The sequence below is a fragment of the Streptacidiphilus sp. ASG 303 genome, from assembly GCF_020991365.1.
Classification (GTDB): Bacteria; Actinomycetota; Actinomycetes; order Streptomycetales; family Streptomycetaceae; genus Peterkaempfera.
This window is the reverse complement of record NZ_JAJLRA010000002.1, coordinates 161230-184424: the sequence shown is the minus strand read 5'-3', so window position 1 is coordinate 184424 and position 23195 is coordinate 161230. Positions and strand designations below refer to the sequence as shown.

General features: G+C 76.7%; 14 protein-coding genes and 1 pseudogene. 5 read left to right on the top strand and 10 right to left on the bottom strand.

The window, feature by feature from the left end; all coding sequences use genetic code 11:
* Positions 1-335: 335 nt before the first annotated feature.
* Positions 336-1280 carry a protein phosphatase 2C domain-containing protein gene (locus LO771_RS31235; RefSeq protein WP_230648099.1) on the top strand — a complete coding sequence of 315 codons (945 nt, stop codon included), beginning with the start codon at positions 336-338 and terminating at the stop codon, positions 1278-1280.
* An 87-nt stretch (positions 1281-1367) separates the two neighbouring features.
* Here LO771_RS31235 and LO771_RS03540 read toward each other — a convergent pair whose 3' ends face one another.
* The gene (locus LO771_RS03540) at positions 1368-1910 is read right to left on the bottom strand and encodes a TetR/AcrR family transcriptional regulator (RefSeq protein ID WP_308188821.1); all 543 of its coding nucleotides are present in this window, start codon (positions 1908-1910) and stop codon (positions 1368-1370) included.
* A gap of 1019 nt (positions 1911-2929) precedes the next feature.
* On the opposite strand from LO771_RS03540, the gene LO771_RS03535 reads away from it, so the two are divergent.
* Positions 2930-4462 carry an aldehyde dehydrogenase gene (locus tag LO771_RS03535; protein WP_230648098.1) on the top strand — a complete coding sequence of 511 codons (1533 nt, stop codon included), beginning with the start codon at positions 2930-2932 and terminating at the stop codon, positions 4460-4462.
* Between the two features lie 72 nt (positions 4463-4534).
* Entirely contained in the window at positions 4535-5170 is a 636-nt protein-coding gene (locus LO771_RS03530) for an NADPH-dependent F420 reductase (RefSeq protein ID WP_230648097.1), read from the top strand.
* A gap of 258 nt (positions 5171-5428) precedes the next feature.
* On the opposite strand, the gene LO771_RS03525 is transcribed toward LO771_RS03530, so the two are convergent.
* The 4 genes from LO771_RS03525 to LO771_RS03510 all read right to left on the bottom strand — a co-directional run bounded on the left by LO771_RS03525 (position 5429) and on the right by LO771_RS03510 (position 12867).
* Positions 5429-6490 carry an agmatine/peptidylarginine deiminase gene (locus tag LO771_RS03525; RefSeq protein ID WP_230648096.1) on the bottom strand — a complete coding sequence of 354 codons (1062 nt, stop codon included), beginning with the start codon at positions 6488-6490 and terminating at the stop codon, positions 5429-5431.
* Between the two features lie 119 nt (positions 6491-6609).
* Positions 6610-8400 carry an urease subunit alpha gene (locus LO771_RS03520; protein WP_230648095.1) on the bottom strand — a complete coding sequence of 597 codons (1791 nt, stop codon included), beginning with the start codon at positions 8398-8400 and terminating at the stop codon, positions 6610-6612.
* Positions 8397-9158: an urease subunit gamma gene (gene ureA / locus LO771_RS03515; protein ID WP_230648094.1), complete on the bottom strand. Its 762-nt coding sequence runs from the start codon at positions 9156-9158 to the stop codon at positions 8397-8399. Before ureA ends, LO771_RS03520 begins: the two co-directional genes overlap by 4 nt.
* Before the next feature lie 418 nt (positions 9159-9576).
* Positions 9577-12867, bottom strand: a complete 3291-nt coding sequence (locus LO771_RS03510; RefSeq protein ID WP_230648328.1) for a glycoside hydrolase family 38 C-terminal domain-containing protein — start codon at positions 12865-12867, stop codon at positions 9577-9579.
* 814 nt (positions 12868-13681) lie between these two features.
* On the opposite strand from LO771_RS03510, the gene LO771_RS03505 reads away from it, so the two are divergent.
* Both LO771_RS03505 and LO771_RS03500 read left to right on the top strand, forming a co-directional pair.
* On the top strand, positions 13682-15373 hold the full coding sequence (locus LO771_RS03505; protein WP_230648093.1) for a SpoIIE family protein phosphatase: 1692 nt from the start codon (positions 13682-13684) through the stop codon (positions 15371-15373).
* Positions 15374-15643: 270 nt separating this feature from the next.
* On the top strand, positions 15644-17845 hold the full coding sequence (locus LO771_RS03500; protein WP_230648092.1) for a SpoIIE family protein phosphatase: 2202 nt from the start codon (positions 15644-15646) through the stop codon (positions 17843-17845).
* A gap of 142 nt (positions 17846-17987) precedes the next feature.
* Here the strand turns inward: LO771_RS03500 and LO771_RS03495 are convergent, their stop codons facing one another.
* From LO771_RS03495 to LO771_RS03475, 5 genes and pseudogenes are all read right to left on the bottom strand, one after another.
* On the bottom strand, positions 17988-19094 hold the full coding sequence (locus tag LO771_RS03495) for a DUF2637 domain-containing protein (protein WP_230648091.1): 1107 nt from the start codon (positions 19092-19094) through the stop codon (positions 17988-17990).
* A 71-nt stretch (positions 19095-19165) separates the two neighbouring features.
* Positions 19166-20050: an iron-sulfur protein gene (locus LO771_RS03490; protein WP_230648090.1), complete on the bottom strand. Its 885-nt coding sequence runs from the start codon at positions 20048-20050 to the stop codon at positions 19166-19168.
* Between the two features lie 266 nt (positions 20051-20316).
* Positions 20317-21108 (bottom strand): annotated as a pseudogene (locus LO771_RS03485) (hypothetical protein); the annotation flags it as partial.
* A 142-nt stretch (positions 21109-21250) separates the two neighbouring features.
* A complete protein-coding gene (locus tag LO771_RS03480) occupies positions 21251-21952 on the bottom strand; it encodes a hypothetical protein (RefSeq protein WP_230648089.1) in 702 nt (233 codons plus the stop codon).
* A 302-nt stretch (positions 21953-22254) separates the two neighbouring features.
* Positions 22255-23025: an HNH endonuclease family protein gene (locus tag LO771_RS03475; protein WP_230648088.1), complete on the bottom strand. Its 771-nt coding sequence runs from the start codon at positions 23023-23025 to the stop codon at positions 22255-22257.
* Between the last annotated feature and the right edge of the window lie 170 nt (positions 23026-23195).

Below are 23195 nucleotides of genomic sequence, written 5' to 3'. Positions count from 1 at the left end.
CGCGACCGGCCGTCCCGCCTCGACCGGCCGCGCCGCCGCCGGACCTGCGGGCCCCGCTTCCGCGCCCCGCCGACGGGGGAGCCCCGCCGCTGGATCCGCGGACGGACCTGCCGCCGGACCCGCGGACGGACCTGCCGCCGGACCCGCGGACGGTCCCGCCGCCGGACCCGCAGCCGCATCCCGCGCCTCCGGAGGCGGCCGCCACCGCCCTTTCCTCGGCTCCCCGCCCGTCCTCCGCCGTGCCCGCACCGCCCGCCGCCCCCGCCGCCCCCCGAACCGGACCGGACCCGGGCGACCGCCCCTCTGCCCCGCGGCCGGGCCCGCCGCTGCCGCACGTGGGCGACCGGCCCCCCACCTACGACGCCGAGCCGTCCGCCCTGCCCCCGGCCGACCCCGAAGGCCTCGGCGACCTGGTCCCGGACACCGTCGTCGAGGGCGCCGGCTACGGCTCCCTCACCCTGCGGGCGGCCGCCGTGCGCGGCGACTCGGCCCGCTACCGCGGGGAGCCGCGCCGGGACGCCCTGCTCGTGGCGCGCTTCGGCGAGGGTCCGGACAGCGTGCTGGTCGCGCTGGTGGCCGGCGCCCCCCGCGGCGCGGGCACCCCGCCGACGGCGGCCGTCCAGGCGTGCCGCCACCTGGCGGCGGCGCTGGGCCGCAGCCGCGCCGAACTCGTCGCGGACCTCCGCGGCGGCGTGCGCGACGGCCTGCGCTTCGGCCTGCAGCGGCTGGTCGCCCGTGCCGCCCAGCAGCTGCGCCCGGCGGACCCGGACCCGGACCCGGAGCCGGCTGCACCGGCCGACCCGCGCCGCCCTCGTGAGGACGCCGCGCCGCCGTGCCCGGCGGGGGGCGCGGCTGCGGGCCCGGAGGCGGACGCGGGGGCGCTGCACTGCGTCCTGGTCCCGCTGGACCCCTCCGTCGGCGACCGGGTCTGCTTCGGGACCGGCCCCGGCGGCCTCTTCCTGCTGCGCCGCGGGCACTGGGTGGACGCCTACGGGGCGCGCCTGCTCCACGACCCGCACCCGGACGGGCGGGAGGGCGCCGCGCCGCCCGACCCCGCGTTCCGGTTCCGGCTCGTCACCGCCTCCCCGGGCGACGTGCTGATGCTGGCGACGGAGGGCCTCGCCGAACCGGTCCGGGAGGAGCCGGCCGTGGCCCGCTTCCTCGCGGACCACTGGTCGCAGCCGCACCCGCCGGGCACGGTGGACTTCCTGCGGCAGCTCCAGGTGCGGGCCAAGGGCTACGCGGGCGACCGCGCCGCCGCCGTGTTCTGGGCCGGCTGACCCGCCGCCCGGAGCGCGGCGGCCCGCCCGCCGCCCGGGCCGCGGTACCGGACCCGCCCCGCGGGCCCGCACCGCGGCCCGGGCCCCTCAGCCGGCGGCCAGCAGCCGGTCGAGCACCGCGGCCACGTGCGCCAGCGACTCCTCCCGCCGCACGCCCGGCAGCCCGACGGCGATCGGCGTGGAGAAGCCGTCGAGCAGCGCCCTGATCCGCACCGCGGCCGCCTCGGCGTCCACCGGTCCGAACTCCCCGGCGGCCGCGCCCTCCCGCAGCAGCGCCACCAGGTCGCGGTGCCAGGGCTCCTCGACGTCGGGCTGCGCGCCCCGGATCCCGGCGTCGGCGAGGGACCGGCCCCAGACCTCGATCCACAGGGTCCAGCGCGGGTCCCCGGGCCCGTCGGGCAGGTACAGGTCCGCGTAGGCGGCGAGCCGCTCCCGCGCGGACGTCCCGGGGCGGGCCAGCACCTCGCGGCGCTGCCCGCCCAGCTGCTCCTCGCTCCAGCGCAGCGTCTCCAGCAGCAGCCGGTCCTTGCTGCCGAAGTAGTAGAGGAGGTGGCCGCCGCTCATCCCCACCTGCCGGCCGAGGGCGGCCATGGTCAGCCCCGCGAGGCCGTGCTCGGCGATCGCGGCCATGGCGGCCGCCAGCACCTGCTCGCGGGGCAGCGCCGCCCGCCGGGCCCTGCCCCGGCCGGGGGGCCGTCCGCCGGCCGCGTCCGGTGCGTCCGGCCCGCCCGGTGCGTCCGGCCCGGGGGGACCTGCCGGGCCGGATGCGCCCGGGCCCGGCGGCGGGTCGGCGCTCACGTCCTGGGCTGCTGCTGGGTGATGCAGTGGATCGCAACGGGGGAGAGACCCCTGACCCTCTGACCTGCCAAAACCGCACCACCCGTAGATCAACCGGGAGAGGAGCGGGAGATCGTCTCCCCGCGTCGTCCTGTGGCTTCTCCCGCATACCTTGCAGATCCTCGGCGATCCGTCGCTCCGTCGCCCGCGTGACCTGAGAGTACACACCCCCCACGCCCTGCAGCCGGTCGCCCGTCCACTCCTCGACCGCCGCCCAGGAGCGCCGCTTCCCCGTCGGACTGCCCCCATCCCGTACCGGAGCCCATGCGGGACCGTCCTTGCCGGCCCCTCGGCAGCCGAGATCGTGAGCCGTGCGTGCCGCTCGGTCCGCACGCAGCCCACTTGCCCACGCACCGGGCGTTCGGTCGACTCGGAAACGGTTCCGTGCGGGTGGAGCGGGAGCGGGCTCGGAGAGCAGCTCTTCAGCAACCACTGCGGCGGCTCGGCGGGCCCGCCCGGCAGCCCTCCGCGGCCCGCCCCGTGGCCGGGCCGGCCCTCCCGGAGCCGATTCCGTTCCGCACCGGCCGGAAGCCCGCCTGCCCGAGGATTCATTCCTCCCCTGTCTCCTTCCGGGCGTCGATCCACTCATCGATCACCTGCTCCGGGGGAAGCGCGATATCCCTGCAAGGCGAATCCGTATGACCTGTGGTCAGGCCCTGAGCACTGCACGTGATGGCATTCACCCCGGATTGATGCCGAGGTGGAGGAGCAGTACCGTTCATGAAGGGCTAGATGGCGATCTGCCGAATCGGCGGACCGCAGGGGGGAACTGTGCCGTCGCAGAAACAAAGGTCGGCGAACGGATACTTCTCATGTCTCAAGAGACCGCCCCGCGTGAAAACCTGGCGCATCCTCGTGAAATCGGAGAGCGCTCGTCGCGACCGCGACGCATGCCCATCCCCCCTGGAAAGCTGCTGATCGACGGCCGATGGGTCGACGCCGCCGACGGCGAGACCATGAACGTGGTGGATCCGACGACAGAAGAGTCGATCACTCATGTTCAACGGGCTTCCGCAGCCGACGCGGAACGTGCGATCGATGCCGCCCGCACCGCATTCGAGGAGGGCCCCTGGGGGCGGATGGGGCATGAGGAACGCGCAAGGATCCTCTTCAGGATGGCCGACCTCCTCGACGAACGCGCCGACGATTTCGCGCTTCGCGAGGCCATGGACATGGGCATGCCGTACACGGATTTCCGAACGATCATCATGCCTCACTGCTCCGGGCTCTTCCGGTTCTTCGCCGGGCAAGCCATGGCGCACATGGACGGCAGCTACCGCACAACGTACGAGCCCACCATCCGTGTCCTCACCAGGCGCGAACCGCTCGGCGTGATCGGCGCCATCACCCCCTGGAACTTCCCGCTCGCCCTGACCTGCTCCAAGGTCGCCCCTGCGCTGGCCGCAGGCAACGTCGTCGTCCACAAGCCTGCTTCGGACACACCGCTCACCGCCCTCGCCCTCGCCCAGGTCGCCCTCGACGCCGGCGTGCCCGACGGGGCGTACAACCTGATCACCGGCCCCGGGGGAGCGGTGGGCGACGCCCTGGTGAAGTCCAGGAAGGTGGAGAAAATCGCATTCACCGGCTCCACCTCGGTCGGTCAGAACCTGATCCGGAACGGCGCTGCCACGATCAAGCACCAGACGATGGAACTCGGCGGCAAGAGCCCCAACATCGTCTTCGCCGATGCCGACATGGATGCCGCCCTGCAAGCCGCGTTCTGGGGGATCTTCTGGAACAAGGGCGAGGTGTGCGTGGCCGGCTCCCGGATCCTGGTCGAGCAACCGATCTACGACGAATTCGTCGAAAGGTTCGCCGCCATGGCACGGGACGCAGTCCTCGGCGACCCGCTCGATCCCGCCACCCAGCTCGGCCCGATCGCCACCCGGCCTGAGTACGACAAGATCCTCGGATACGTGGAGGCGGGAAAGGAAAGCCCGGCGCGCCTCGTCGCCGGCGGCAACGCACCCAAGATCGACGGCAAGGGGCTGTTCATCGAGGCGACGGTCTTCGCGGACGCGACCAACGACCTCAGGATCAGCCGGGAGGAGATCTTCGGGCCCGTGGTACCGGTCATCCCCTTCGACGGCGAGGACGAGGCCGTCCGGCTGGCCAACGACACCGACTACGGCCTCGCCTCGGGAATCCAGACCTCCGACCTCGGCCGCGCCATGAGGCTGGCAGACCGGATCAAGGCCGGCACGGTCTGGCTCAACACCTGGCACAAGTACCACCCCAACGCTCCGTTCGGCGGGTACAAGGCCTCCGGATACGGGAGGGAACAGGGCGCAGAGGCGCTGGAGAGCTACACCCAGTACAAGACCGTCTGGGTCAACCTTGGCTGACCAGTCACCGGATCCGGGCGCGGACCGGCCGGGGAGGAACACGCCGCATCGACCGGACCAGGAGGTCGGAACGTGAAGATCGGAATCCTCGGTGCAGGGAACCTCGGCACCGCACTCGGGCGCAGGCTCGCCGGGGCCGGCCACGACATCGTCGTGGCTTTCGCGCGCACTGAGGACAAGGTCGCCCGAGCCGCCCGGACCATGGGCGGCGGTGCCCGCCCGGGCAGCCCCGAGCAGGCGGCACGGCACGGGGACGTTGTCCTCCTGTCGACCCCGTGGCCCGTGACCCTCGGACTCGTCGACCAGGTGGCCGACTCCCTGACCGGAAGGGTCGTGTGGGACACGACCAACCCGTTCGCCCCCGACATGAGCGAGCTCGTCCTCGGCACCACCACCTCGGCTGGCGAGGAAGTGGCCAGGCATGCGCCCGATGCCGCCGTCGTCAAGGCGATCCCGCCCTTCGCCGAACTCCTGAGCAGCGACTCCGCCGAGGTCGGCGGCCATCGCCCCGGTCTCTTCGTCTGCGGCGACGACGCCGGTGCCCGTGCGACCGTCGTCGGCCTGGCCGCCCAGATCGGCTGCGACCCGGTGGACACGGGCCCGCTCAAACTCGCCCGCTTCACCGAACCCCAGGGCATGCTGCTGACCAACCTCGCCTACGTTCAGGGCATGGGACCTCGCATCACCAGCATCTTGGTCCAGGACTGACCGGTCGTTCCGTCCCCGACTGCGCTCGGGGCAGGCCGGGGGCAAGGGTGTACTTCCCCGGCGCGGTCGGCCGGAGCCAGGTCGGCACCGAGTGCCCTGGGGCGGGGCCACCCGGCTCAGGTCCATTTTCATGATCGAGTGGGAGGAGGCGGGAGGCGATCATCGCTGGCTGCTGTCACCCAACGACGGGGATCCGCTAGCCTCCCCCAGCTCTCCAGCAGAGAGTCCGCAGGTCAAAGCCCTCGACCAGCCAGCTTGTCACGCCTTCGGCTGCTGCTGGGTGATGCAGTGGATGCCGCCCCCGTTGGCGAAGACCGGGCGGGCGTCGACCAGCTCCACCGCGCGCTCGGGGAAGACCTTGGCGAAGACCTCGGCGGCCGCCTCGTCGCGCGGGTCGTCGAAGGCGCAGAGCACCACGGAGCCGTTGGCCAGGTAGTGGTTGATGTAGGAGTAGTCGACCGGCTCGCCGTCCTCGTCGTGCAGCACGGTGGGGGCGGCCAGCTCGACGACCTCCAGGGGGCGGCCGTGGGCGTCGGTGGAGGCGCGCAGGAGGGCGGTGATCTCCTTGCAGACCTCGTGGTCGGGGTGGGCCGGGTCGGGCTGGCTGTGCGCGACGACCAGGCCGGGGCGGAGGAAGGCGGCGACGATGTCGACGTGGCCGCGGGTGCCGAACTCGTCGTAGTCGCGGGTCAGGCCGCGGGGCAGCCAGATCGCCTTGCGGGTGCCGAGGAAGGCGTGCAGCTCCCGCTCCACCTCCTCGCGGGTCCAGCCGGGGTTGCGGCCGGGGTCGAGCTGGACCGTCTCGGTGATCAGGACGGTGCCCTCGCCGTCGACGTGGATGCCGCCGCCCTCGTTGACCAGGCGGGAGGCGAAGCGGCGGGCGCCGGACAGCTCGGCGACGTGCTCGGCGACGTGCTCGTCGTTGTCCCAGGAGGCCCAGGACTGGGCGCCCCAGCCGTTGAAGACCCAGTCGGCGGCGGCGAGGCCGCCCCGGCCGTCGGTCAGGAAGGTGGGGCCGATGTCGCGCATCCACGCGTCGTCCAGCGGACGCTCGACGACCTCCACCGCGGGGGACACGTAGCGGCGGGCGGTCTCGGTCTCCCCAGGATTGACGATGAGGCTGACCGGCTCGTGGCGGACGATGGTGTCGGCGACGGAGGCCCACGCGCGGCGGGCGGTGTCGAGGCCGCCGCCTTCGGACGGGTCGGAGCCGAAGGTGTCGTTCGGGGTGGGGAAGGCCATCCACGTGCGCTCGTGCGGCTGCCACTCGGCAGGCATGGAGAAGCCGAGCTCGGCGGGGGAGGGGGCGGGGCCGGTCATGGGAGTCCTCGGGGTGGGGTGGCTCGCGGGGGAGGTCGCGGGGCGGAGCTGGGGGAGGCCTCGGGCGAGGCCCGGTCCTCGGAGGCGCCGGAGGACCGGGGCCTCCGAGGACCGGGGTCTCAGAGGAAGTAGAGGCGGCTGAGCGACACGCTGTCGGCGGGCTCGGAGCGCAGGGGGGCGCCGTCGAGCGTCACCAGGCCGGTGGCGGCGTCCACCCGGACCTCGCCGGTCCGGCCGTTGCGGACCATGTCGCGCGGGCCGATGCCCCGGGTGCGGCGCACCCCGACGCGGCGGCGCCGGGTCGGCATGCCGTCGCCGGGGCGGTGCGCCATGCCGGAGGCGCCGGGGTCGGCCGCGTCGGCCGCGGCCTGGGCGACGAACGCCACCGAGAGGTCGGCGGCGGTCGCACCGTGGGCGCCGAACTGCGGTCCGAGCACCAGCGGTTCGCAGGTGTCGGTGGAGGCGTTGGGGTCGCCGACCACGCCGTACGCGGGGAAGCCTGCCTTGAGCACCAGCTGCGGCTTGGCGCCGAAGTGGTCGGGGCGCCAGAGCACGATGTCGGCGAGCTTGCCGACCTCCAGGGAGCCGATCTCGTGGGCCAGGCCGTGGGCGATGGCGGGGTTGATGGTCAGCTTGGCGATGTAGCGCAGGACACGCTCGTTGTCGTCGCCGCTGTCGCGCTCACCGAGGGAGGAGGTGCCGTCGAGGGGGCCCAGTTCGCCCTTCATCTTCCCGGCCATGGCGAAGGTGCGGCGCACGGTCTCGCCGGCGCGGCCCATGCCCTGGGCGTCCGAGGAGGTGATGCCGATCATGCCCAGGTCGTGCAGGACGTCCTCGGCGCCCATGGTGCCCGCCCGGATCCGGTCGCGCGCCATGGCGGCGTCGCCCGGGAGGTCCACCTTGAGGGCGTGGGCGGAGACGATCATGCCGAAGTGCTCGCCGAGCGCGTCCCGGCCGAAGGGGAGGGTGGGGTTGGTGGACGACCCGATGACGTTGGGCACGCCCGCCATGCGCAGCACGTTGGGCACGTGGCCGCCGCCGCAGCCCTCGATGTGGAAGGCGTGGATGGTGCGGCCGTCGAGGACGGCGAGGGTGTCCTCCACGGACAGGCACTCGTTGAGGCCGTCCGTGTGCAGCGCCACCTGGACGTCGTGCTCCTCGGCGACCCGGAGCGCGGTGTCCAGGGCCCGGGTGTGCGCACCCATGTCCTCGTGCACCTTGAAGCCGGAGGCGCCGCCCTCGGCGAGCGCCTCCACCAGGGGCGCGTCGCCCGACGAGGAGCCGCGGGCGAGGAAGCCGATGTTGACCGGCCACGCGTCGAAGGCGTTGAAGGCGTGGCGCAGCGCCCAGGGGGAGTTGACGCCCACGCCCCAGACCGGGCCGAACTCCTGGCCGATGATCGTCGTCACACCGGAGGCCAGGGAGGCCTCCATGATCCGGGGGGAGAGCAGGTGGACGTGCGTGTCGACGGCCCCGGCGGTGGCGATCAGCCCCTCGCCGGAGACGATGGTGGTGCCCGTGCCGACGACGACGTCCACGCCGTCGAGGGTGTCCGGGTTGCCGGCCCGTCCGATGGCGGCGATCCGGCCGCCGACCAGGCCGATCGACGTCTTGCGGATGCCCAGCACCGCGTCGATCACGGTGACGTTGCTGATCACCACGTCGCAGGTGTCGCGGACGGCGGCGGCCTTGAGGTGCAGGCCGTCGCGGGCCGTCTTCCCGAAGCCCGCCAGGAACTCGTCGCCCGGTGCCTGGGAGTCGGACTCCACCCGGACGATCAGGCCCGAGTCGCCGAGCCGGATCCGGTCGCCGGCCCGGGGACCGTGCACGGCGATGTAGTCGTGGGCGTCGATGCCGCCGTGGAGGCTGCTGCCGCCGCCCCCGGTGATCTCCGCGTTGCCGGACCTCATGCGCGGCTGCTCCCCTCGTCCTCACCCTTGCCCGTGCCGCTGCCCGGCCCGCCGGTCCCCGTGCCCCCGTCGAACGCGGTCAGGTACCCCGTGGCCCGCGCCTTGGCGAGGGCCGCCTCCTTGGCGCCGGGGGCGTCCAGCGGCCCGTCCACCAGGCCGGCGAAGCCGACGGCGACCCGGGCACCGCCGATCGGCACCAGGGCCACCTCCACCGTCGCCCCGGGGTCGAAGCGCACCGAGGAGCCCGCCGCCACGGCCAGCCGGGTGCCGTACGCGGCCGCACGGTCGAAGGCCAGACGCGGGTTGGTCTCGAAGAAGTGGAAGTGGGAGGTGACGGAGATCGGCACGTCCGAGGTGTTGCGCACCGGCAGGCGCAGCGGCGCGGGCGCGGGCTCGTACCCGGTCCCGCTGCCCGGGAGGGCCGCCCCGGGGGCGTCGTCGCCGAGCGAACCGGCGCCCTGGAACGGGTCGGTGACCACGGCGAGCCGGGTGCCGTCGTCGAAGACCGCCTCGACCTGCACCACCGTGACCACGTCGGGCACGCCGGGCAGCACGTCGTCGGCGCCCAGCACCGTGCGTCCCGCCTCGATCGCCCCCGCCAGCCGGGCCCCGTCGCGGGCGGCCTCGCAGACGGTGTCCGCGATGAGCGCGGTGGCCTCGGGGACGTTGAGGCGAACGCCGCGGGCGCGGCGGGCGCGGGCCAGTTCGGCAGCTGTGAAGATCAGCAGCCGGTCCCGCTCGGTGGGTGTGAGTCGCACGTGCCCTCGCTCGACAGGGTTTAGAACGGCGTTCAAACGACTGGGCGGCATTCAACCCCAGCGCCGCCGCCCTGTCCACCTCGTCCCGTCCAGCCTCGCCCGACCCGGCCGCCCGCGCGCGCCCGGTGGGCCCCGGGGGTGGCCGGGGCGGGCCGGGCGGACTCCGCGTGGCCGGGCCTCCGGTGCGGGATGCCGGGCGTCGGGTGTGCCGGCTGTCCGCCCGGCTCCGGCCTTCGGTCCGGGGCGGGGCGTATCCGCCCCCCTGGGGCGGGAAGGACCGGCGTTCGCCGCGCTGCCGTCGGTCAGGACCGGCCCCGCCGCGCACCGAGGCGGTGCGCGCCGACGGCTCCCGACCGGACCCGCGGGCCGGTCCCGGCCTGCGGGGCCGGTCCGCGGGAGCCGCTCCGGGAGCGGCCCGTCACGCCGGTGCGCCCCCCGGCCTCCCCGCCGGCCCCTCGCCCGGAGACGGCGACGGCGGGCCCGACGCCGGGCCCGGCGTCGGGCCCGGGCGGCCCGCCGGCGTCAGACGGACCGTCAGGATCTGGAAGGGGCGCAGCGACAGCCGCAGGGCGTCCGGCGGGCCGCCCGCCGGGGTCGGCGCGTCCGCCGCGCCGTCCGGGAGCGGACGCTCCAGCAGGTCGGTGACGGTCGCCGCGGCGACCGGGAAGCCCGTCCGCAGGGTGCCGCGGGCCCGTCCGCCGCGCGACTCGTAGAGCCGGACCACCACGTCCCCCGAGCGGTCGTCGGCGAGCTTCACCGACTCCACCGTGACCGCCGGGCCCTCGACCGCGACCAGCGGCGGCCCGGCCGGGGCGGGGCCCGGTACCGTCCGCAGCGGCAGGTTGAGCGCGTGGCCGCCCGCCACCGCGTCGCCGATCCCGGCGCCGGGCTGCAGCGCGTACCGGAAGCGGTGGACGTCCCGGTCGGTCTCCGGATCGGGGCAGCGCGGGGCGCGCAGCAGCGTCAGCCGGACGGTGGTCGTGGTGCCGTGCTCCCCCGCGCTCCGGGTCACGTCGTGGCCGTAGGTGGAGTCGTTGAGCAGCGCGATCCCGTACTCCGGCTCCCCGACGTGGATCCAGCGGTGGGCGCAGACCTCGAACCGCGCCGCCTCCCAGCCGGTGTTCGTGTGGGTCGGCCGGTGCACGTGCCCGAACTGGATCTCCGCCGTGGACCGGTCGGCGTGCACGTCCAGCGGGAACGCCGCCTTCAGCACCTTCTCCGACTCCCGCCAGTCCACCTCCGTGGCCACCTCCAGCCGCGGCGACCCGGCCGCCAGCCGCAGCACCTGGACCGCCGAGGAGGAGCCGAACCGCCGCACCACCCGCACCGACGCCAGCAGCGGCCCCGCCGCCTCCCCGGTGACCGACTCGGCCGCCACCAGGTCGGTGCACCGCCGCCGGTAGTGGCGGTCGATGTCCCAGGCGTCCCACTGGTTGGGATGGTCGGGGTGCAGCTGCAGGAGGTTGCCGCGTCCGCCCGGGGACAAAACCTCCCGGTCCGCGGTCAGGTCGCGGACCGAGGACAGCAGCCCGTCGGCGTCCACCACCACCCTCAGCAGGCCGTTCTCCAGGACGAAGCCGCCGTCGCCGGCCCGCAGCAGCACGGCCGGCGCGACCCCGTCCGGCAGGCCGTCGCGCAGCGCGCCGGCGCCGAGCGCGGGCGCCTCGGCCCACCGCGGCTCCCCGTCCGCGCCGACCAGCACCTCCGCCCGGTCGAAGGACGCCGCGTTGAGCACCGCCGTGCCGCGCCCGGCGCCCGGCGCCCCCGGAGGTCCGCCGCCGCCCTCGTCGCCCTTGCCGGCCGCATCCCCCTCGCCTGTCGCCCCGGTCGCCCCTGCCGCGCCGGCGTCCGCCGCCGCGCCCGCCAGGGCCTCCGCCGCCGCGGCGGTGAGCGCGTCCAGCTCCGCGTGCACCGCCGCATAGGTCTCCCGCGCCTCCCGGTGCACCCACGCGATGGAACTGCCCGGCAGGATGTCGTGGAACTGGTGCAGCAGCACCGTCCTCCACAGCCGGTCCAGCTCCTCGTACGGGTAGGCGTAGCCGGGCGCGCGCAGCGCCGCCGTGGCCGCCCACAGCTCCGCCTCCCGCAGGAGCGCCTCGGCCCGGCGGTTGCCCTGCTTGGTCTTCGCCTGGGTGGTGTACGTGGCGCGGTGCAGCTCCAGGTACATCTCGCCCGTCCACACCGGCGCCTGCTCCCCGTACTCGGCCTCCGCCGCCTCGAAGAACGCCGCCGGGGACTCCACCGCCACCCGCGGCGACCCCTCCAGGTCCCGCAGCCGGCGGGCCTTCTCCAGCATCTCCCGGGTCGGACCGCCCCCGCCGTCGCCGTACCCGAAGGGGACCAGCGAGCGTCCGGCCCGCCCGTGCTCGGCGAAGTTCCGCACCGCGCGGGCCAGTTCGGCGCCCGCGAAGGTCGCGTTGTAGGTGTCGACGGGCGGGAAGTGGGTGAACACCCGGCTGCCGTCGATGCCCTCCCACCAGAAGGAGTGGTGCGGCATCGGGTTGGTCTGGTTCCAGCTCAGCTTCTGGGTGAGGAACCAGCGGACCCCGGCCAGCCGCGCCAGCTGCGGGAACGCCGCGGTGTAGCCGAAGGAGTCGGGCAGCCACACCTCGCGGGTCTCCACCCCCAGCTCCTCGGCGAAGAAGCGCTTGCCGTGCACCAGCTGCCGGGCCAGCGCCTCCCCGCCGGGCATGTTGGTGTCCGACTCCACCCACATCGACCCCACGGGCGCCCAGGTGCCCGCCGCCACCGCCCGCCTGATGCGCTCCCAGACGTGCGGCTGGTGCTCCTTCACCCAGGCGTACTGCTGGGCCTGCGAGCAGGCGAAGACCAGCTCCGGGTAGTCCTCGGCGAGCGCCGTGACGTTGGCGAAGGTCCGCGACGCCTTGCGCACCGTCTCGCGCAGCGGCCACAGCCAGGCCGAGTCGATGTGGGCGTGCCCGACGGCCGAGAGCCGGTGCGCGCTGGCGTGCGCGGGGCGGGCGAGCTCCTCCGCCAGCTCGGCCCGGCCGGCCGCCGCGGTACCGGGCACGTCGTGCAGGTCCAGCGCGTCCAGCATCCGCTCCAGGGCGCGCAGGATCCCGTGCCGCCGCGGGTCGGTGAAGGCGAGCTCGTGCATCAGCTCCGCCAGCACCTCCACGTCCAGCACCAGGTGCCAGACCTCCTCCTCCAGCACCGCCAGCTCCGCCTGCGCCAGCCGGTACAGCGGCTCGTCGCCCGCGGTGAGCAGGTCGCCGAGCTGCGTCGGCCGGAAGCCGTGCAGCACCGCGGGGTTGGCCGCGGCCTCGGCGAGCAGCTCCACCCGCTCGCCGCCCGCGACCGGGTTCCCCACCGGGATCCACCGGTTGCGCGGGTGCAGCCCCTTGAGCGGCACGCCCGACGCGTCGTACACCAGCGCCTCGGCCTGGAAGCCCGGCCAGCCCTCCCCGTACCCGAGGTCGAAGACCGCCTCCACGCGCCGCCCCGCCCACTCCCGCGGCACCTCGCCCTCGAAGCGGAACCAGGTCGTCGACCACGGCGGCCCCCACGCCCCGCCGACCGGGAACGGCTCGAACCCCGCCCCCAGCACCTCCCGCACCGGCACCGGCTCGCCCGGCAGGTGCCGCGCGGAGACCCGCAGCGGGGACCGGGCGCCGTACTGCGCCGGGCGGATCCACTGGTCCATCGCCCGGTCCAGGCGGCCCTCCACCAGCAGCCGGTCGTCGTGCACGCCGCTCACCCGCCCGTCGGTCCGCGCGGCGGGGCCGCCGCACCCCCACGGTGTGCCCGCCCCCGTGCCCGGCCATGCCTGGGCCGCGGCCGTCCGGGGCCGCCGCCGTGCCCGGGGCGGGGTCCTGCCGCGTGGGCCTGCCGTGGGGTCCTGGCGTGGGGGCCTGTCACGGGGGACTGCCGCGAGGGGTGGCGCAGGGGTGCGGCGCACCGCCCGGCCCGGCGCCGCGCTGCCGCCGCCGGGCACCCGTGCGGAGGTGTCCCGAGGACTCTGCGTGCGGGAGGGGGCGGCGGAAGGGCGCAGGGAGACGGGGGCGGGGAGGCGGGGGCGGGGAGGCGGGTCGGAGTGCGCGCTGCTTTGCGCGGGCATGACGCATGCGGACGCGGTGGGCGGCCCCCGTGTCCGGAATCCACGCCTCCGGAAACCCGCCGCGACGGGACGGGGGGAGGTGAGGGCCGGATCGTCTGCGAAGGGCGGAGCAGAAGTGATAGACGGTCACCCGCGTCTCCCGCGGCAGCGCAGCGCCCCCGCGGGCGACGCCCTCGCTGGCGGCGACCCCGTGCCCCCGACCCCCGTGCCCCCGACCCCCGTGCCCCCGCCCCCCACGGACCCGTCGGCCCCGGAGCGGCCGGCCCTCGGCCCCCCGGGCCTCCCGGTCCCCGAGCCCCGGCCGCCCGGCACCGGCTCCTGTCCCCGGTCCGCATCCGGCGCCGAGGCCGGCTCCCGGCCCGGCCCCCGCCCCTCCGTACCGGGCGACCCACCCGCGCAGAGCGACTCCGCCGCGCCGGGCGGCCCCTCCATGCCGGACCGCCCGGTGACGCCGGACCGCCCCGCCGAAGCGCCCCCGCCCCCGTCGGCGCGGCGGGAGCCCGCACGCCCCGCCCCCGGCCCTGTCCCCGGCACCGGCTCCGGCGCCGGCACCGACTCCGGCACCTTCGACGGGGACCCCGGCACCGGCACCTTCGACTGGGACCTCCGCAGCGGCCGCCTCGTCTGGGACGAGCCGACCCGCCTCCTCCTCGGCCTCCCCGCCGGCGTCCTCGAAGGCCGGGCGGACCTGCTGCGCCGCCGCCTCGACCCCGGCGACCTGCACCTGCTCGACGCCGCCGTACGAGCGGCCGCGGCCGCCTGCGGCCCCTGCCGTGCACGGTTCCGCGTCCCCCGCCCCGACGGGCCGGACCGCAGGCTCGCCGCCCACGGCCGTGCACTGTCCGGCCCCGGCGGCGGGGCCGCCCGCATCGTCGGCACCGTGCGCGACGTCACCGCCGAGGAGGACCTCGCCGTGTGGCTGCGGCACGCCGTTGCGCCCCGCTCCGTGCCGTCCGTCCCCGTCCCCGGCGTCACCGTCGCCGCGCGCCCTGCCACCGCCTCCGGCCGCCCGGGGACCGGCGGCGACTGGTGCGACGCCATCCCGCTGCCGGGCGCCCACCTCGGCCTCGTCGTCGGCCGCGTCCGGGGCCGCGGCGCGCACGCGGCCGCCGTGACGGGCCAGCTCCGCGCCGCCCTGCGCGCCTACGCCGCCGAGGGGCACGACCCCGCCGCCGTCGTCTCCCGCGCCTCCCGCTTCCTCGCCGGCCTCGGCAGCGGCATCTCCGCCGGCTGCACCTACGTCGACCTGGACACCCTTGCCGGAACCGCCGAGGTCGTCCGGGCCGGCCACCGCGGACCGCTCGTCCGGGGCCCGCACGGCGACTGCGACCGGCCCGACGTCGAGGGCGGCCCCCCGCTCGGCGTCGACCCCGAGGACGGACACCCCGTCACCCGTCTCGACCTGGAGCCCGGTGCCGTCCTGCTGCTCCGCACCGACGCCGCCACGGAGTCCCGCCCACGCCGCCCGTCCTACCCGCCCCACCCCTCCCACCCGGACCGCCGACGGGATCCGGACCCGCACCCGGAGGGGGACGGGCAGCAGGAGGAGGGCGGACCCGGCGGCGACGCCCGCGCCCTGTGCGCGCACCTGGCCGCAGCCCCCGCCGACGACCTCGACGCCCTCGCCGACGGCGCCGCCGCCCTCCTCCGCAGCCGGCACGGCGGCCCCGACGGCCCGGGCCTCCTCCTCGCCCGCTGGGACGCCCCTCCCGGCCACGTGCTCCGCCGCCGCCTGCGCCGCGCCGTCGACCCCGCCGACCTGGTCGCCGTCGGCAGGGTCCGCCGACAGCTGCGGGCCGCGCTCCACCGCTGGGGTGTCGGCGACCTGGCCGACACCGCGGAGCTGCTCGTCTCCGAACTGGTCACCAACGCCCTCGTCCACACCGACCACGGCGCGGTGCTCGCCGCCACCCTGGTCACCCCGGCCGGCGGCACTCCCGGCCGCACCCCGCCGCACGGCACCCGCCTGCGGGTCGAGGTCCGCGACGGCGCCTCGCAGCGCCCTCGGGCCCGGACCCCGGGCGAGCACGCCGCCTCCGGACGCGGCCTCCTGCTCGTCCAGGCCCTCGCCGACGACTGGGGCGTCCAGCCGCGCGGGGACGGCAAGGCCACCTGGTTCGAACTCGTCCGGCCCTGAGCCCTGCCCTGAGCCCGGCCCCGCCCTGCCCGGTCCGAGCCGGGCACCGGGTCCGGCCCGGGTCCGGCGCCCGGGACCGCCCCCGGGCCCGGGGCCCGACGGCCGCCCCCCGCCCTGGGTTAGCCTCGGGTGGTGCTCCGGAGCACGCCCGCCGCGCCCGTCGCCGGTTCGCAGACGACCGGCATTGCCGCGCGGGCGAACATCCGGGAGGATGAGGAGAATGTGTGCGGTCCCGCCCGGGCCGCGGTGACCGGGAGCGGCAGGAGAAGCATGGCGACCGAGCCCAAGCCTCAGGGGCCCACCCGCCGCCCGCCGTTCCGTCCGCCGGAGCAGAGCGTGCGCGAGCGCGAACGGGGGGAGCGCGAGCGGGCCCTGCGCGGCGCCCACCTCGCCGCCGCGGCGCGCGGCGTCCCCACACCGGCCGCAGACTCCGCGCCGGAGTGGCTGGAGCCGGCGATGGCCGCCAACGGCATCGGCTCCTTCGACTGGGACATCCGCAGCGACGTCCTGGAGGGCGACCTCCGCGCCTGCCGCATCCTCGGACTGGACCCGGACCGCTTCGACCGCAGCTCCGAGGCGTTCCTCGCCCTGCTCCACCCCGAGGACGCCCCCGTGGTGCGGCGCCGCGTCGAGCGCGCCGTCGCCGAGCTCGGCCAGTGCGGCGCCTACTACCGCACCGTCTTCCCCGGCGGCGAGATGCACGCGGTGCGCTTCCGCGGCCGGGTGCTCGCCGACGCCCAGGGCCGCGCCTCCCGCATGGTCGGCTTCGTCTGGGACGCCACCGCCGAACTCCACAAGCGGACCAGGGCCGACCGGATGGCGGTGGTGCGCGAGGAGCGCACCCGCTTCATCAAGGAGGCGGCCCGCGCCCTCTCCGAGGCGGTCACCGTCCGCGACGTCGCCCGCGTCTTCACCGAGCTCCCGCTGCCCGGACGGCCGCCGGACGGCCTCGTCCTCGCCTCCCTGGAGAACGGCCGCCTGCAGATCCTCGGTGCCACCGGCTACCGCCCGGAGTCCCTCCAGCCCTACGACCGCACCCCGCTGGACCCCCGGCACCCGGCCTCGGACGCCGTCCGCACCCGCACCCCGGTCTTCCTGGCCAGCCCCGAGGAGTACCGGCGGCGCTACCCCGAGGCCTGGCCCCGCGTCAGCGTGCTGGGCCGCCGCTCCTGGGCGTTCCTGCCGCTCATCGCGGGCAGCCGGCCGATCGGGGTCTGCCTGGTCAGTTTCGACGACGACCGGGACCTCGGCGGCGACGACCGCACCCTGCTGTCCACCCTGGGCGGCCTCGTCGGCCAGTCCCTGGCGCGTGCCCGCCTGCACGACGCCGAGCACGAGCTCGCCTCCGGCCTGCAGCGGGTGATGCTGCCCCGCCGGGTGCCGCCCGTGCCCGGCACCACCACCGCCGTCCGCTACCTGCCGGCCGGCACCGGCCTGCAGATCGGCGGCGACTGGTACGACGTGGTGCCGCTGCCCGGCGGCCACGTGGGGCTGGTGATAGGGGACGTGCAGGGCCACGACGTCCACGCCGCCGGCGTCATGGGCCAGCTGCGCATCGCCCTGCGGGCCTACGCGGCCGAGGGGCACCCGCCCGCGGCGGTGATGGCCCGCGCCTCCCGCTTCCTCGCCGACCTGGACACCGGCCACTTCGCGACCTGCACCTACGCCGAGGTCAACGTCGAGCACGGCGTCGTCTACGCGGTGCGTGCCGGCCACCTGGACCCGGTGGTGCGCCGCACCGACGGCTCGACCGCGGTGCAGCCGGTGGCCGGCGGGCTGCCGCTGGGCATCTCGCCGGAGGAGGAGTACCAGGTCACCCGCTTCACCCTGGACCCCGGCGAGGTCGTGGTGCTCACCACCGACGGCCTGGTCGAGGCCCGCACCGTCGACCTGGACGAGGGCATGGAGCGGCTGCGCCGCGTGCTCGGCGGACCGCTGCCGGCCGTCGCCGACGGCACCGACCCGCTGGAGGCGCTCGCCGACCGGATCGCCGCCGACGCCGTCGACTCGGCGGAGCGCGAGGACGACATCGCGCTGCTGCTGATGCGCTGGGACGGGCCGGAGGGCGGTCTGCCGCAGCAGCGGCTGCGCCGCCGCATCGGCCAGGCGGACCTTGCGCGGATCGCCGAGCTGCGGGGTGAGATCCGCGCCGCGGTGACCCGCTGGGGGGTCGGGGACCTCGCCGACACCGCGGAGCTGCTCGCCTCCGAGCTGGTCACCAACGCGCTGGTGCACACCGACCGGGACGCCATGGTCACCGCACGGCTGTACCGGGACGGGGACGGCCCGGTCCGCTTCCGGCTGGAGGTCGAGGACGACTCCGACCGGTGGCCCACCCGCCGCACCCCCGGCGAACAGGCGTCGTCGGGCCGGGGGCTGATGCTCGTGGAGGCGCTGGCCGACTCCTGGGGGGTCGAGCCGCGCGGCAGCGGCAAGCGGATGTGGTTCGAGCTCGGCACCACGGCCGACTGAGCCACGGGCACGGGGCACGCCCGTCACCCGGGCCGACGGCACTCCTCGGGCCCGCGTCCCGGGCCGCCCGGCGCCCGCCCCGCCGCCGGGCCTGCGGCGCGGGGACCGGCGCAGGCCCGGCACGCCGGACTGCAGGGGCCGCTCAGCCGAGCTGCTGCTCCAGGCTGCGGAGCTTCTCCTCCAGCGAGTCGAGCCGCGGCAGGGTCAGCGTGTCGTCCTCCGCGCTGAGGTCGTACACCCGGTCGCCGCCCGGGCCCGCCGCCGCCCCGGGCCGCCCGGAGCCCGTCCCCGCCCCTGCCCCCGCCTCCGTGCCCCGTCCGGCGCCCGTGCCGTCGCCGGCCACCGCCGCTCCCGCGCTCCCGGAGGCGGCTATGGCAGGCTCCGCGCCGCGCTGGTCGTACCCGCCCTGCTCGCCCGCCGCCTGCAGCACCGGCACGGCGCCGCGCGGGCCGCGCGGCCGCACCCAGCCGCCGTGCGCCCGGCTGAGCGCCCGGATCTCGGCACGCTCGCGCCGTTCGGCGAGCCGCTGCCGCTCCCGGGCGGCCGCCCGCTCCCGCCGCTCGTCGCGGACCTCCTCGACGGCCTCGTCCAGGCTCCGCACGCCCTCCAGGAGCATCAGCGACCAGGCGGCGTAGGTCTCGCGGGGGGCCCGCAGCCAGCGGACCGTCCGGATCTGGGGGAGCGGGCGCGGCACCAGGCCCTGCTCGCGCAGGGCGGCCTTGCGGGTCTGCTTCAGGGCGCGGTCGAAGAGGATCGCGGCCGAGACGGACATGCCGGAGAAGAACTGGGGGGCGCCGTCGTGGCCGCCGCCGCGCGGGGCGTGGACCCAGTTGAACCAGGCCGAGGCGAAGGCGAAGAGCCACACCAGCAGCCGGGAGCCGAACGCCGCGTCGCCGTGGCTGGCCTCGCGGACCGCCAGCACCGAGCAGAACATCGCGGCGCCGTCCAGCCCGAACGGCACCAGGTACTCCCAGCCGCCGGACAGGTTGAGGTTCTGCACGCCGAAGCCGACCAGCCCGTGGAAGGAGAGCGCCGCGGCCACCGCCGCACAGCAGAACAGCAGGGCGTACGAAGCGATCCCGTACACCATCTCCTTGCGCCGCCGGCGCTCCTCGCTGCGCTCCCAGGAGTCGGTGTCGGACCGGCGGTGTTCGCCGCGGCCGCGCAGGAGGGCGAGCAGCACGCCGGCGGCCACCAGGGCCGCCACGCCGCCCGCGGCCCAGCCCGGAGGGATGTCGGAGAGTCTCATGGCGGACCATCCTGGCGGACGGTACGGGGCCGTACGGCTGATTCGGCGTTCAATACACCAATGCGAGTGATTTAGGACCCGCAGCCCGTTTCCCCGCCTCCGCGGCCGCGCGGGCAGCCGAAGCAGGCCGCCTCCGGGCGGACCGTGTAGTGGAGGCAGCAGCTCACCCGCGTCCTGGTCCGCATCGGGGCCCGTCCGGGCCCCTGGTCCAGCAGCCGGAAGTCCGCGCCCCCGGCGAACGGCGCGGTGCCGCCCGGGAGCAGCGCGGACAGCTCGGCCGCCGCCCGCTCCTCCTCCCCGAGCAGGCTCCCCGCGTACCAGAGCCCCTCGACGAGCTCGTCGGTGGCCGTCGCCCACAGGGTGCGCGGTCCGCGCCGCAGCAGCGGGCGGAAGGCGGCCAGCACCGGTTCCAGGTGCGCCGCGACCGCCGCCAGCAGCTCGGCCCGCAGCTCCGCCGCCCCGGCGACCGTCCGGGCGCCGGGCAGGCCGGCCGCCGGGTCGCCGGGCAGGCAGGCGAAGGAGTCCACGGCCGCCGTCGCCCGGCCCGCCGCCCGGTGGACCGACACCGCGGCGGGGGACAGCCGGGGGACCCTGCGCTCCAGGAACCAGGGGAGGCTGAGGAGCAGGCAGGCGGGCCAGGCGTAGCGGTGCAGGGCGAAGCCCGCCGCGACGTCGGGGCGCAGCGGCCCGCCGTACCGCTCCGGTCCGCACCGCGCCTCGGCCTCGACCGTGCGGCGCAGCACGTCCGGGTCGCCCGCCAGGTCGGCCCCGGTGGTCCAGCCGCCGCCCGAGCGCGGCGCGGCGACCTCCGCGCGCAGGCCGGGGAAGACCCGGGCCAGGCGGGCGTAGGCGCCGGCGCAGGGCTGCAGGTCCGGGCCGCGCCGGGCGGGGGAGAGGCCGGCGGAGGCGGGCGGTGCGGCGGACGGAGCGGGGAGGGTGCTGCCGGCGGCGTGCATGCGCGGGGGACCTGTCGGTCGGAGGGGCAACGGCTGAGCAGGTAAGGCTTACCTTAGCCGACCTCGCCGCCGGTTGCCCCCGCGCCCCGCCCGCCGCCGTCGCGCCCTGCGCCGGTCCGCCGGATGCCGCTCCGCCCCGTGCCGCTCCGCCCCGTGCCGCTCTGTCCCGTGGGGATCTGTCCCGTGCCGCTCCGGCCCGCGCCCGGCAGCCCCGGCCCGGGGAGCCGTCCCGCGAGCGTCGGGCGCCCCGCGGGGGACGGCCGGCCCGCCGGTGGCGCCGGTTCCGCCAGCCGGCCCGCCAGCCACACCGGCACCCCGCCCAGCGCCCCCACCAGCCGCGCGGCCTCCGCCCGCAGCCGCGCCGCCTCGACCGGCTCGGACGCGTCGGCCAGCGACGCCAGCGCCGGCGCCATCCCCACGGTGAAGCCCAGCTGCTCCCGCAGCCGCAGGGAGGCGGTGAAACCCTCCCGGGCCGCCGCCCGGTCCCCCTCGGCCAGCGCCAGTCCGGCCAGGTGGCGGCAGGTGTGGGAGCGGAGCAGGTCGTCGCCCCGCTCCTCCGCGCCCGCCTGGGCCCGCAGGTAGGCGGTGCGGGCCGCCGCCGGGTCGTGCTGCAGGTTCTCGGCGACCAGCCCGCGCCGGAAGTCCAGCAGCGGCCGGCCCGGCGCGTCCGGGGAGAGCATCGCCGAGGTGCGCCCGAGGGCGGCCTTCGCCTCGTCGGCCCGGTCCCGCACCCCCAGCAGGGTCGCCACGTAGGCCAGGAAGCCCCGTTCGCACGCCGCCGCCGCCCGCTGCTCGGGACTGCGGGCGGCGGCCTCGGCCTGCCGCAGGGCCGCCTCCGCCTCCTCCCAGCCGTCGGCCGTGTAGAGGCACTGCTCGATCAGGAGCTCGGCCCGCCGCAGCGCCGCCCAGGGGTCCCGGCCGGCCAGCGGCGCCAGCAGTTCGGCCGCCTCCGCCCAGCAGGCGCGCGACCGCAGCCGCCACACCGCGTCGTCCGCGGCGGCGGGTGCCGGTGCGCGCGAGCGCCACGGGCCGACCGGTGCTGCTTCGTGCTCCGGCAACGCCACCTCCTCGTGCGCGGTGTCCGGCACCGGGACCGCCGTTGCGGAATTTCAGCATGCGGACGCGCTTGTGCGCCAGATCACGTGCACCGCCTGTTTCCTGACACCGGATCGGACCGGCCGGCAGGTGCGTGCCCCCCGCTCAGGAGGTGGATCCGGTGCGCACCAGCGTCCGCGCCGCGCCGTTGAGGGGCTCCGGCACCCCGGACGGGCCGAGGAGGAAGAGGGCCACCAGCAGCTGTTCGGCCCGCACCACGGCCTCACGCGGACAACCCGGGAGGGTGAACAGGACCGTCGCCGACTCCTCCGCATGGAGGGTCGCCAGCCACAGGCACTCCACCGCCCGCAGGTCCGCCGGCCCGCTCCACGCCTCCACCTGCGCCACCAGCCCGGGGCCCAGCAGGCGGACGCCGTCCCCCTCCGGTGCGGCGGACGCCTCCAGACCGCCGAACCCGAGCCACTCCAGGAAGCGCGCCGCCGCCGTCACCGCGTCCTGCCGGGTCCGCACCGGGTGCGGCCGGAAGGGCACGCCCGGGCGCGGGGGCGCCGTGCCCGGGCGGGCGGCGCCCGCCGCCTCCGGCGGGCCTCCCCGCGGTCCGGCCGGGGCGGCGGGTGCCGTCGGGGCGATCGGGGGCGCGGCGTGCGGCTGCACGCCGGGGTGCACGGCCTCCTCCCGGAGCGTGCGGTCCACCGGCAGCCGCACGGTGGCGCCGCAGTGGCAGGTGAACTCCGGCTGCGGCCACTGCTCGGACCGCCCGCACCGGGGGCACCGCAGGGACAGCCAGGAGTCCTCCCACGACCGGAAGCGCACCTGGACCGGCGCCCCGCCTCGCAGCAGCGGCATCCTCAGCGAGGCGCCGCACGGGCAGGGAAGCGCCGGCGGCCGGTACAGGTGCTCGCGCCGGCACGCCGGGCAGCGGACCGGCCCGCCGCCGCACCGCGGGGCCTCGGCCCCGCGCGCCGCGGACTCGTCGGGGGGCGGCGTTCCGGACATCGTGCGCACCGTCCGATCGGCTCGGGGCTGGGGCTCGCCCCCCATGGTCCCCGATCCGCCTCCCCCGCGGCAGCACTTGCGTCGATCCTCAGGGGTCTCTCAGGGTCGCCCGGCCCCGCCCCGTCCTGCGGGGCGCCGGCCCGGCGGCCGCGTCAGCCGCCGCACTGGGCGAGCATCACTCGCTTGTCGGGGGCGGTCACCGGCAGGGCGTACTTCAGCGACACCTGGGCGAACCGCACCACGTAGGCGCAGCGCACCGCCTTGTTCGGCGGCAGCCAGGACGCCGGGCCGTAGTCCCGCTTCTGCGAGTTCTGCGACCCGTCGGCCGGCAGCAGGTTGAGCGGGTCGTTCGCGATCCGCTCGCGCTCGGCCGCGTCCCAGTGCGCCGCGCCCATCTGCCAGTCGTACGACAGGGGCATGATGTGGTCGATCTGGACCTCGGAGGCGTGCTGCTTGGTCCACTTCAGGGTCTTCCCGGTGTACGGGTCGTACAGCGTCATCGCGGTGACGACGCACTTCGAGCCGGACCGGTGCCGCAGGTCGCGGCCGTCGCGGGCCAGCAGGTCGTTGCGGGTGTCGCAGCCGTTGTGGGCCAGCGGCACGTCGTCGACGGCGTCGGTCCAGGCGTAGCCGAACCGCTCCCGCGAGTACCCCGTCCTCGGCCCCTTGCCCGCCGTGCGGACCCGGGCGATGAGCTCCCGCGCCCGGGCGCGGTCCTGCGGGGGCACGGGCCCGAGGCCGGGGCGGGTGCCGTCGGGGTTGTCCAGCGGGTCGGTACCGGGGCCGGAGGCGGCCGCGCCGTCGCCGGACCGGTCCGGGAGGGGGGCCGGCGGGGTGCCGCCGCCCAGGGTGGCCGAGGAGCAGCCGGTGAGGGCGAGCAGGAGCACGGTGGTCGCGGATATGACGGGGCGGCTCTTGCGCACGGGGCTCTCCGGCTGGTGGGACGGGCGGGCGGGTGGACGGGGTGCCCAGGGGACCAGGCGGGTCATGGGCCGTCAAGTGCCCTCTACCCGGGCGGTCCGGGGTGCAGTCCGGGCCCCGCGGCCCCGCCGGGCCCCGGCCCCGCAGTCCCGCCCGTCCCCGGCCCCGCCGT